The 11172-nt window shown below is 63.7% G+C and carries 9 protein-coding genes; 8 read left to right on the top strand and 1 reads right to left on the bottom strand.

What is annotated here, in order from left to right; genetic code table 11:
- Nucleotides 1–480: 480 nt before the first annotated feature.
- From wecB to AC1DP9_RS11515, 8 genes are all read left to right on the top strand, one after another.
- Nucleotides 481–1665, top strand: coding sequence for a non-hydrolyzing UDP-N-acetylglucosamine 2-epimerase (wecB, locus tag AC1DP9_RS11480; protein ID WP_477107394.1), 1185 nt, complete (start codon nucleotides 481–483; stop codon nucleotides 1663–1665).
- A 79-nt stretch (nucleotides 1666–1744) separates the two neighbouring features.
- Nucleotides 1745–2086 carry a hypothetical protein gene (locus AC1DP9_RS11485; RefSeq protein WP_477107395.1) on the top strand — a complete coding sequence of 114 codons (342 nt, stop codon included), beginning with the start codon at nucleotides 1745–1747 and terminating at the stop codon, nucleotides 2084–2086.
- Between the two features lie 184 nt (nucleotides 2087–2270).
- Nucleotides 2271–4010, top strand: coding sequence for a polysaccharide deacetylase family protein (locus tag AC1DP9_RS11490; protein ID WP_477107496.1), 1740 nt, complete (start codon nucleotides 2271–2273; stop codon nucleotides 4008–4010).
- A 64-nt stretch (nucleotides 4011–4074) separates the two neighbouring features.
- Nucleotides 4075–5652, top strand: coding sequence for a glycosyltransferase family 2 protein (locus tag AC1DP9_RS11495; RefSeq protein WP_092293994.1), 1578 nt, complete (start codon nucleotides 4075–4077; stop codon nucleotides 5650–5652).
- A 2-nt stretch (nucleotides 5653–5654) separates the two neighbouring features.
- Nucleotides 5655–6752, top strand: coding sequence for a bactofilin family protein (locus AC1DP9_RS11500; protein ID WP_477107396.1), 1098 nt, complete (start codon nucleotides 5655–5657; stop codon nucleotides 6750–6752).
- A complete protein-coding gene (locus AC1DP9_RS11505; RefSeq protein WP_255370786.1) occupies nucleotides 6749–7753 on the top strand; it encodes a prenyltransferase/squalene oxidase repeat-containing protein in 1005 nt (334 codons plus the stop codon). The genes AC1DP9_RS11500 and AC1DP9_RS11505 overlap by 4 nt, the downstream gene beginning before the upstream one ends.
- 150 nt (nucleotides 7754–7903) lie before the next feature.
- Nucleotides 7904–8743, top strand: coding sequence for a YaiO family outer membrane beta-barrel protein (locus tag AC1DP9_RS11510; RefSeq protein WP_477107397.1), 840 nt, complete (start codon nucleotides 7904–7906; stop codon nucleotides 8741–8743).
- Nucleotides 8744–8745: 2 nt separating this feature from the next.
- Entirely contained in the window at nucleotides 8746–9546 is an 801-nt protein-coding gene (locus AC1DP9_RS11515; protein ID WP_092293988.1) for a hypothetical protein, read from the top strand.
- Between the two features lie 73 nt (nucleotides 9547–9619).
- On the opposite strand, the gene AC1DP9_RS11520 is transcribed toward AC1DP9_RS11515, so the two are convergent.
- Nucleotides 9620–10864 (bottom strand): glucosidase family protein, encoded by a 1245-nt coding sequence (locus tag AC1DP9_RS11520; protein WP_477107398.1) that lies wholly within the window; start codon nucleotides 10862–10864, stop codon nucleotides 9620–9622.
- Nucleotides 10865–11172 lie beyond the last annotated feature (308 nt).

Here is an 11172-nt window from a genome sequence, read left to right on the forward strand (position 1 = left end):
GGCCCCTGCTTTCCACCGCCCACATTGTGTTGCGACCCTCCAGTCGAGGAGCCCGCAACACATCTGCCGGACGACGCCGAAAGCCGACATCTCACCACCCCATGGAATTCACGCCCCGTGCAACAGACTTCTCAGGCGTTGAGGAGGGTGCCGGTGCAGCATCGGATACCGCGTCGGCATCGGGATCCCGATGCACGGTGCGCCCCCCGTATCGCTCCTGCAACCGTTTTCACACCCGAGGCGATATATGCGTTCGCTGACTTGTCCGAATTCTCTGCGGATTCAACAGGCTACGAGAGGGTGGCACAGGCATCGCTCCCCTCTGTCGTGATGTAGCTTGACGGGGCATAAGTGCGCCATGGTTATGTTTGGCTGGTAATAATCCGCAGTGCCCTGCGCGCGGGAAGTGTGGGGACAAAGGCGATCGGCAGCATCGCCAACGCCCCGGCGGCATGACCCCCTTTTGCAGGAGAGACCGACATGCCCAAGACAGTGCTGGCTGTATTCGGTACCCGCCCCGAGGCCATCAAGATGGCACCGCTCATCCATCGGCTCAGGGAATCCGCGAATTTCGACCTCCGGGTATGCGTAACGGGCCAGCACCGGCAAATGCTCGACCAGGTACTGCGGCTCTTCGACATCGTTCCGGACTTCGACCTGAACGTCATCAGCCATGGTCAGAGCCTGTCGGACATCACCACGCGTGTGCTTTCCGGCGTGCACTCGGTGCTGGACCGGTTCCTGCCGGATGCCATGCTTGTGCATGGCGACACCACGACCACCCTGGCCGCAACGCTCGCGGCGTTCTATCGCAATGTGGCCGTCGGACACGTCGAAGCGGGACTGCGCACCGGCAATCTCGGCGCCCCCTGGCCTGAAGAGATGAACCGGCGCGTGACCGACGTGATGGCGTCCTGGCATTTCGCGCCGACGCGGCAGGCCCGGGAAGCGTTGTTGCGCGAAGGTGTCGATCCCTGCGGCATCAGCCTGACTGGCAACACCGGCATTGACGCCCTGCTGCGGGTCAAGGCCCGACTGGATGCCGATGTGCAGATGCGTACCCAACTTAGCGCGCGCTATCCCTTCCTGGATGCGTCGCGCAGGCTCGTGCTGGTAACGGGGCATCGTCGCGAGAACTTCGGTACGCCATTCGAGCGCCTGTTCACCGCGCTGCGCGCGTTGGCGGACCGCAATCCGGATATCCAGATCGTCTACCCGGTGCATCTCAACCCGCGCGTGCGAGAACCGGTGCAGGCGATCCTGAGCGGGCATCCGGACATCCACCTGATCGAGCCCCAGGACTACCTGCCCTTCGTGTTCCTGATGTCGCGCGCCCACCTGATCATCACCGATTCGGGCGGCATCCAGGAGGAAGCGCCGGCGCTGGGCAAGCCGGTACTGGTCACGCGGGAAACCACCGAGCGGCCGGAAGCCGTGGCCGCCGGCACAGCGCGGCTGGTGGGTACCGATCCGGCAAGGCTCATCGTGGCGGCAGAACAGTTACTGAACGATGCGGAGGCGTACGCGCGCATGGCGCGTGCCCACAACCCGTTCGGCGACGGCCGCGCCAGCGAACGCATCGTGCAGGCGCTGGAGGGCGAGCACCCCGGTGCATATGGGGAATGCGGCGACGAGTCGGCCGATGCCGACGCCGTCAGCCTGTAGTACAGGACCTGTCCTGGCGACATCGGCGGTTCAGCGCAACCGCCCGCCGGGCTGGTAGTTGGTCAAGAGGAGCGAAGCAATGAACCTCTCACGTATTGCAGCAGCAGCAACAGCTGTGGCTGTCGCGGGTGCCACGGCACCCGCCACCACCTTTGCCGCATTGACCGGCGAAGCGACGACGGCGACGGCTGGCGCGCCGCTCTACCTGCCCGCGAGTCCGGCGGACCCCGGAGGGCTGGCAGGCTACGACCATGGCGTCCAGCTCGACTTCGCCTACGAATCCGACGGCAAGGGCAAGGGCAAGGACAAGGCGCAAAAAGACAAGATCAAGGCTAAACAGCCGAAGAAGGTCAAAGCCGGGCCAAAAGTGCGTTCGGGCCAGTACACGCTTGCACCGGCGCCGGCGGCCGAGCCGGACTGACGGCCGTTCAGGCACACGCACGCATACGCGTATGTACGCGTCGCGGCCGCCTGGCTTGTACCGGGAGGCAAACCGATATTCATCGCGTTGGGAGATGACCGTGTTCAACCAACTCCAATCTTTCCTGCGGCGCACGAGCGCGTTAATCCTCCTTGCGCTCGCGTTGGCCGCTGTCTTGCCGGCCATGACGCATGCCGCCACCAACCAGATCGCACTGCTGGTGCCCGATGGCCTCACCCTTCCCGATCCGCGCGTCTCGGCGTGGCTGGACGCCGCACAGGAAGAGGGACTGAAGATCACCATCATCAACGACACGCAATTCCAGCAGGGGATTACCCCCGCCCAGTTCTCCGGCGTGATCCTGCCAGACCAGGTCCATGTGAATGCGAGCGATGCGCTGATCGCGGCGCTCGATACGTATGCGAACCAGGGCGGGCAACTGATGCTGGTGTACGACTTCGGCGCGCTGACCACCACGGGGTTCTATGCATCGCCCAAAAGCCGGCTCAGCAGCCTGGCCGGCGTTGACTACGTGCTCTACGACCAGCTGCTCGGTAACATGATTGGCGTGGGACCGATCACCGCATTGGGGACCACGCTCAGGACCCTGCAGGTGCCGCCGGGAAAATCCATGGTGTGGGATGCGGCGGGCACAGATCCCGTGGAAGGCATCTCGGGCTATGTCTACGGCTTCCTGATCTATCCGAGTTTCGTCACCCAGGGCACCTATACGGGCACCGCCCTGGTGACCTCGCCGAACTTCGGTCTCGTGGCGGGGTTGCGCAATGTCGGATCGGGGCGGGTGCTGTTCGTCAACTTGCCACTTTCGTACCTGAAGGGCCAGACGGACGGCATGCTGATGCACGGCTTCCTGCGTTACTTCGGTAGCAACCTGATGAAGATGGCGCGCCTCTCGGCCCAGCCTCAGGCACGTGGCGGCCTGGTGCTGAACTGGCACTTCTGCGCGGGTGACCAGGTTGCACCCGCGAACGTTCTCAAGAGCCGGGGTACCTTCAACAACGGCCCCTTCTCCATTTCCATCACAGCGGGTCCGGACCAGATCACCGGCGGTGACGCCAAAGGCGTCAACCTGTCCGGCAACATCACGGCCCAACAGCTGGTGGCGTACCTGCTGTCCAAGGGGCACCGGATTGGCAGTCATGGGGGCTGGATTCATGATTTCTGGGGCGCCAACGCCAGCGAGACCAACCAGGCCACCTTCGAGCAGTACCTGGTGATGAACAAGCAAAGCGTGGAGAGTGCCACCGCGATACCGGCCGTCGAATACGCCGCGCCGGAAGGCAATACACCGCAGTGGTCCGTCAATTGGCTGGAGGCCAACGGCAACAGCAGTTATTACTTCCTCGGCCATACGGGCATGGCACCGACGCGGAGTTATCGCAATGGCGTGCTGTCGAACAACACCATCCGTGCCTTCCCGGTGATGCCGTTCGGGCCCTATGCCACGTTCGAAGAGTTCGATGAGTTCAACGTTCCGGCTGCCACCATCACCACCTGGTACCGGCAACTGATCGACTTCGTGGTGAAGAATCGCACCGGCCGGCTGATCTACATGCATCCGCGGGGCGCCGCCGATTACCCGACGGTGCTCAATGCCCTGTTCAACAAAGCCGCCAACCTGAAGGCCAGCGGGCAGTTCAACTGGTACACGATGGATACCCTGGCGCAGTTCGGCCAGCGTCGCGAGCAGACCACCTGGCAGGCCACCGATACCGGCAACGCATGGTCGTTCCAGGCCAGCCACCCGACCGACCTGACCGACATGGCCTGGGTCCTGCCGCGCTCCGGCTATAGCCAGCCGGTGGTGACGCAGGGACTCGCCACGGTGACGTGGGATGCCGCCAACTGGATCGTCACCGCTACGGGGGGCAACTCGCTGGCATTCGTCGCCGGCAAGCACTGATGCGCGGGGTTGGCTGCGGCAGCATGGCAAGCCCCACGGAAAACGACACGGGAGGGCATTGAGCATGCGCCTGGTGTATCGCCTGTTTCTCTCGATGAACGCACTGCTGGTCTTCAGCATGTCCGCGCCCGAGACGAAGGCCACGGAAGCACCTGTGAGGGGCGAATCGTTCGCCCGCGGGTCCGTCCCTCCGAAAACCGCCACCAGGCCGTCGCCAGGAACCGTGACGCTCGCCGCTGCCGGACCCGGTGCCGGCGCGATGGAAGTTGCGATGCCGATGCTGGACACGCTGGAAAGCGATGGCGCGCCTGAGCCAGCGCTGCGCCCCCGCCCCCGCTCCAACGTCGCGGCGCTGAAGCCGCCCCTGCGCGAGGAAACCAGGGCGATCGCGCGGCCCATGACGGTCGTGCTGATGCTGATCGTGGGGTTGGTGCTCTTCTATGCCGTTCGTCACTACCTGTTCACGCTGAACCGGCTGTTCGGGGAGCAGCGCCACCCGTACCTGGACATCGACATCGCGGACTGGCCCACCCTGACCGTGCTGGTCGCGGCACATAACGAGGAGGCGGTGATCGCCGGGTCGCTGAAGTGCCTGCTGCACGCGGACTATCCCGTCGACCGGCTCACCATCATGCCCGTCAATGACCGCTCCAGCGACCGCACGCGCGAGATCATCGACGACTTCGTCCGGCAATACCCGGGCCGTGTCACGCCGTTCCACCGCACGAGTGGCAAGCCCGGCAAGGCCGCTGCCCTGAAGGATGCCAGCGAGGCCGTCGCCAGCGACATCATCATCGTGTTCGATGCGGACTACCTGCCGCCGGTAAATCTGCTCAAGCAACTGGTGGCCCCGTTCTTCGATCCCGAGGTTGGCGCAACCATGGGCCGCGTGGTGCCGCTGAACCTGGGCAGCAACCTGCTGACGCGGTTGCTGGACCTGGAACGCTCTGGCGGCTACCAGGTGGACCAGCAGGCGCGCATGAACCTGAGCCTGGTGCCGCAGTATGGCGGTACCGTCGGCGGCGTCAGGATGCGGGCACTGCGCAGCGTGGGCGGCTGGCACGACGATGTGCTGGCCGAAGACACGGACGTGACCTACCGGCTGCTGCTGGCCAACTGGAAGACGGTCTACCAGAACTGGTCGGAATGCTATGAGGAGGTGCCAGAGACCTGGCCGGTGCGCATACGACAGATCATGCGCTGGACCAAGGGCCACAATCAGGCGTTGTTTCGACACGGGCTGAAGATGGCCACCTGCCGGCACCACGGTCTGTTCGAAAAGATCGACGGCGTGGCGTTGCTCGGCATCTACATGATGGCGCCGCTGATGCTGCTCGGCTGGCTGATGGCGATCCTGCTGTTCTATGCCGGCGGCCTTTCGCTGTTCGGTGAAGCCGTGATCCTGTTCGCGCTGATGTCGTATGGGACGCTCGGAAATTTCGCGGCGTTCTTCGAGATCGCGGCCGCCGTCTACCTGGACGGCACACGTGAACGCATCCGCCTGCTGCCACTGAACTACTTCGGCTTCCTGGTCAGCATGCTGGCCGTGTCGCGCGCCATCTTCAGCCAGGTGGTCTTCGACTACCTGCTGCGCCGCGAAATGCGGTGGGACAAGACGGCGCGCTACCGGCAGAGGAGCTGACCATGTGGCCCCTGCTGCTCGGCACGCTCACCATGCTGGTCTTTGCGCTGCCACTGTTGCCGTCCGTGCTCGAGTGGCGGCGCCGCCGCGATACCCACCCGCTGGCCATCGATGGCGAACATACGCTGGACGTCGCGGCGGTGGCGGCGGGATTCCGCGCGCTCGCCGCGCGGCATGGCGATGGCAACGGCCTGCACGCCGTGGCACACCCACTCGACGACCTGGGCCCCGTAGTCCATGTCACTGGCAAGTTCATGCCGAAGGCGGCGGAGGCATTCGATGGCGTGTGCGAGCGCGCCATCGTCACCGGCGGATCGCTGGTGCTTCCGGATCTCCACACGTTTTCCCGGCCCATCTACGGCCGCCGCAGTATTTCCACGGGCCGGCGCAATCGCACGCAGGTACTGCTGTCCGAAGGCGAGATCCTGATGCGCAGCGGCAGCGAGCTGCAGCGCTGGGCGCATGCGCGCAGTATCCACGTGGAGGCGAAGGGGCGCTTGCTCGGGCCAGCTTCGGCGCTGTACGGCATCCGCCTGGAAGACGAATGCGAGTTCACCTCGGTCAGCGCCGCGGTGATCTGGTTCGGCCCACGCCACGCTGGCGTGCCCTTCGACATGGATGCCGCCGCACCGGCCGGGGGAGACTGGGCCCATGCCGTCATCGTGCCGCCCGAAGCCAGGGATGGCCGCTGGCTGGTCACGCATGATCTGACATTTCCCGCCAGCACCTTGTATCGCGGCGACCTTGTCGTGCATGGCGACTTGTGGATCGGCACCGGGGCGCGCATCATTGGCAGCGTCAAGGCAAGCGGTGGCATCTGGCTGGGTACGCGGGTGCGCATCGACGGGGCCCTGATTGCCGCGGGCGCCATCTCGGTGGCGCGCGAATGCGTCATCGCCGGACCCGTGGCCGCCGAGCGCGAGATCGATGTCGGCGCGCGCTGTACGATCGGCACAGCGGACAAATGCACCACCCTGGTGGCGCCGGTGCTTCGCGTGTGCGCCGGAACAGTGGTTTATGGCGCGGCATGCGCCCCGGAGGGAGGAAGGGTCTTGTCGGATGGCCATGCGGCCACTCCACCATGCCCCGGCACACCATGAAGACATTGCTCACGCTGCTCCTCCTGATTGCTACCAGCCTCACCGCGCCGGCGCGCGCCGCCGAGCTGGTGATGGCCGACTACCAGCGGCCCGACGGGGCGATCACGACCTATTTCAACGGGGACTCGATCGATCCGTACTTTGCGTCGAAGGCACTGCTGGCGGCGCAGGACGCCGGCATGACCACGCGAACCGCGGCCATCCGCTGGATCGGCTGGCTGCTTCCGCGCCAGCACGCGGACGGACGCTTCGACCGTTACTGCGTGAAAGGCCAGCGCTTCGTCTCGTGCCAGGAGGCTGACGCCGACGACGCGTTGATGGCGGTCTGGATGGAATTGCTGGTACGCGCGGCGCCGCCCAAGGGCATGCCGCCGGCGTGGCAGGCCAGTTTCGACAAGGCGAGCCGGCACCTGGACACCCTGCGCGCCCCGGCTTCCGGCGTCTACCTGATCTCGGCCAAGCTTCCGGTGGCCCTGCTGATGGACAACGTGGAAGTGTCGAGTGCCTTCAAGGCTGTCGGCGACTATCACCGGCGTCGCGGCGATGCCGCAGGCGCCGCCGGCTGGATGCGCAAGGCCGAACAGCTCGACAAGGACATCCTGCGGGTGTTCTGGCGCCCCAACCTGGGCTACCTCGTCAGCACCCAGCCACGCACCGAGTCGGAGTTCTACCCGGACGCCGTGGCGCAGATCTTCCCCATCCTGGCCGATATCCGGCCCGCCAGCCGGCCCCATGCGGCGGCCTACGCGTTGTGGATGAAGGAGAACCGCATGGTCTGGCTGCAGATGTCCGAGGCCGACTTTCCGTGGGGACTGGTGGCCCTGGTGGCCGACAAGATGGGAGACAAGGAAGCGATTGCGTGCTGGCGCATGCGCTCCATCCAGTTCCGGCATGGCACGCACTGGAATGTCCTGGAGGAGGCGCTGTACCTGGCATTCGCGTCACGCCTCACTGCGGAACAGGTGGTGGCACCGCCTCCGGCTGGCATGCGGTGTCGCTGATTTGCATCACCCGCGACCATAACCGGCGCTTCGGGCAGTTCGCATCGACCGCCCATGGCGAAGCGGTGTATGGTGCATCGGCAGCTTGCGGGCCGGAGGCTCCTGGCAGGGCCTTCCGTGCGACATCGATTCACGATCGAGAGGATACGCATGGCAAAGCACTCCGATACCAGAACCAACGGCACCCGTGCCTTGCCCCTGCTGGGCATGCTGGCACTGCTCGCCGCCACCGATGTCCGCGCCCAGGCGGAAGCCACGCCGCCAAGAACATTCGCGCCGCTGCTCACCGGTTTCATCGAAGGCGGCCTCGGCCACGCCAACCTCTCCGGCGACAATGCCAACTGGAACGACCAGTACGTGCGAGGCGGGGTCAATTTCACCCCGAAGGACTACGTCACTGGCGAAATCAGCCACCAGAGCCATTTTGGCGATCATGGCACGTTCTTCGGCCTGGGCTACACGCGCACCTTCGACGAGAACTGGTATGGCTTCATCAGCGCCGGCACCAGCGCGGGCGGCTTCTTCCTGCCCGAGTTCCGGGCCGATGGGTTGCTGTTCCGCAAACTGCTCGAGAAGAAGAACCTGGTGGCGAGCGTTGGCTTTACCTACTACCGCGCCAAGGATGTCTATACCGACAAGACCCTGCTGCTTGGCCTGACCTATTACTTCGACGCGCCCTGGATCCTCCAGTTGGGCGCACGGCTGAACCGCAGCGACCCGGGCAATGTCCGCTCCAATCGCGGCATTGTCGCCATTGCCTACGGCCGCGACAAGGATCAGTTCATCACATTGAAGTACGACGGCGGCAGCGAAGCCTACCAACTGACCGGCGAGCAGGCCCTGCTGAGCGACTTCAAGAGCCATGAGGTCTCGCTGACCTGGCGTAAATGGATCACCAAGCGCTATGGCATCAACCTGCGCGCCATCTACTACGACAACCCGTCCTATACGCGCAAGCAGGCGGAAATCGGGGTCTTCGCGGAGTTCTAGCCATGACGCACCCTCACGGACATACTGCCGCCACCCGCGACCAGAGCGACGCGCTTGGCCTGACCACCCTGTGCCTGGCCAGGCATCGCTCTCTGGACCACCTGACGTTATCCCTTCCCACCATCGCGGGAATCATGCTCGTACCGGCGGGGTTCAACCTGGCGGAGTGGATGCTGCGCGACGATATCAGCTGGCTGTGGGCGGGCGTGCTGCGCTTCTGGATCGACAAGCTCGGCATCGATGGTGTCGTCCTCGAACAGTTGACCCGGGTGGCATGGTTCGACTTCAACCTGCCTTACACCACTGTCGTTGCACCGGCGCCGGACACGGTGACATGGGGCATGACGCTGATCGCGACGCTCGCGGTCTGCCTGATGGCCTTTCGGATACGGGACCTGTATCTGCCGTTGCGATACTTCCTGCTGTTCGCGGTGTTCATCCAGGGCACGGCGCTCCTGTTCTTCGCGGTGGCGCCGCATAGCTTTCCGTATACGGCCAGCCGCTATGTGGACAACGGCCTGAAGACCTGCGCCAGCTTGCTGTTCCTGTTGCCATGGGGACATGCGCTTGTCTATTACATCTTCGACTTCTCCTGGCCGAAGAAGATATTCCTGACGTTGCTCACGCTGGTGTTCATTATCATCGCGGTGCCGATGCAGCTGACGTTGCACGTTTACCTGATGGTGTCCTGTTCATTGTTGTTGATGCCGCTGCTGTCGTTTGTGTTCGGTCCCACGATGCTGGTGTTCGGATGTATTGCGTTGTATGGGTGGGCGATGAGTTGGGAGAGGGTCGAACGGTAGCGCGTAGTGCGTTGTGGAAGCGGGCATCAGCCCGCCCCTTTAGCGCTGCATCGGCCCTCGACGGCGCAGGAAGTTAGCCGGTCTCTTTGACGCCCGCATCGAGAATGCGCTTGTAGAAGCCAATCTCGTTGATGATCGCCTTTCCGCTATTGGCTCGCAGCAGTGCCATCTGCTGCTGCGCGCGCGCCGTGTCGCCTCGTTTCGCCGCGACGTAGCCCAAGAGCATCCACGGATAGCCTGCGCTCGGATCGATCTGGGTGGACCAGGTCGGCGCGTGCGCACTCAGGTAGGCGTAGCCATTGTCATATCGGCGCTGTGTGGACACCGCATCGGCGGACAAGGGGACTTCATAGAGCTGCGGAAACACCTGCGTGACCGTACCGGGATAGAAATTTGGATTGGGCGTGTTCTCGGCATCCGCGACATAAAAGATCGAGCCATCGGATCGGCCCTGAATTCCCGCGGCAACCGAGGCGGCAACCCGGTTGTAGTAACTTGCATCCGCATCGCCCAGCGCTTTGAGTGCGTTGGAAAAATCGACCAGCCCCCGATAATTTTCCGTATTGTCTTCCGTGTAGGCGATGCTTGACGGCGTAAAGCTGGCGCAATAGGTCGGATGGGTCGGCGGCGCGTAGTCTTGCCGGAAGACCGAGATCAGGCCGTTCGGCTTTTGCGGGGCAGCCAGATTCGCATACGCGATGGACTTGAGAGCTGGCAGGTTGCGCCGAAACCATTCGGTGTCGCCAGTGACTCTCATGTACTCGGATGCCAGCGACAGGAATGTCGACGCATACGAATCGTTGGAGTCGGCGGGACACTGGATCGGGGAATTCAGATCGCCACCAAACTTGACGTCGTTGATGGTGTAGTTCGCAGGGCTGACGTTCCGGATATACAAGTCCATGTAAGTCCGAACTTCATTGGGACGGTCCTTGATGAAGGCGAACAGGCCGATATTCGCAAAATACCAATTGAGCCAGTTGCTGCCAACGCCAACCTGATAGGCGCCGGCAAAGGGGCCCGTGGTAATTTTCAAGGCATCCAGATTGGCGAGGATATCGAAGCCCGAATTCACCTGCGCGACCTGACGGGTGGGGGCCGCGGCAGTCGATTCTGCAGGGTCACCATCGCCGCCACATCCGGCTACGGTCAGCACAAGAGCGGTCAACAGAACCGTTCCCTTGGCGGGAAGGTCATGCAAAGGGTGTAGAGATTTCACTTCCATACTTGGATTGCTTGATTGATGTAAATCGGGGTTCGCCGAGCGCACGATGGGTGTGCGTGCATAGGGACGCTGCCCCAAGGCGTCAAACGCCAAGGGAGCGCTTCGCTGTTGCCAACTGTTACAAGCGGAGAAAAGCGCGGGGGCAGTCGAGGTCACCCTGTGCTTAACGGCACAGGAGAATGGTTGATCACTTGCCTGAGAAAACACCTTCGATCGAGCGCGCAAAGCGACGCTTACCACGCGTGCATTGCTCGTCGCCAGGCTGAAAAGGCAGCGCAGGATATTACCGCAGGGCACCCATCGACGATGGCGCCCGATGCCCCCAAAAAAAACGGTGCAGGCGGCGTAAGCCGCGCTGCACCGGCAAACACCCGACTGTCCGGCAGACGGGTCCCAGAGCG

This window comes from Cupriavidus sp. 01L43 (assembly GCF_056399925.1).

Excerpts from the sequence above, each read along its gene's own strand:
- AC1DP9_RS11500 (WP_477107396.1), top strand. The coding sequence starts at position 5,655 with ATGTGGCCCCTGCTGCTCGGCACGCTCACCATGCTGGTCTTTGCGCTG.
- AC1DP9_RS11495 (WP_092293994.1), top strand. The coding sequence starts at position 4,075 with ATGCGCCTGGTGTATCGCCTGTTTCTCTCGATGAACGCACTGCTGGTC.
- AC1DP9_RS11490 (WP_477107496.1), top strand. The coding sequence starts at position 2,271 with ATGACGCATGCCGCCACCAACCAGATCGCACTGCTGGTGCCCGATGGC.
- AC1DP9_RS11510 (WP_477107397.1), top strand. The coding sequence starts at position 7,904 with ATGGCAAAGCACTCCGATACCAGAACCAACGGCACCCGTGCCTTGCCC.
- AC1DP9_RS11485 (WP_477107395.1), top strand. The coding sequence starts at position 1,745 with ATGAACCTCTCACGTATTGCAGCAGCAGCAACAGCTGTGGCTGTCGCG.
- wecB (WP_477107394.1), top strand. The coding sequence starts at position 481 with ATGCCCAAGACAGTGCTGGCTGTATTCGGTACCCGCCCCGAGGCCATC.
- AC1DP9_RS11505 (WP_255370786.1), top strand. The coding sequence starts at position 6,749 with ATGAAGACATTGCTCACGCTGCTCCTCCTGATTGCTACCAGCCTCACC.
- AC1DP9_RS11515 (WP_092293988.1), top strand. The coding sequence starts at position 8,746 with ATGACGCACCCTCACGGACATACTGCCGCCACCCGCGACCAGAGCGAC.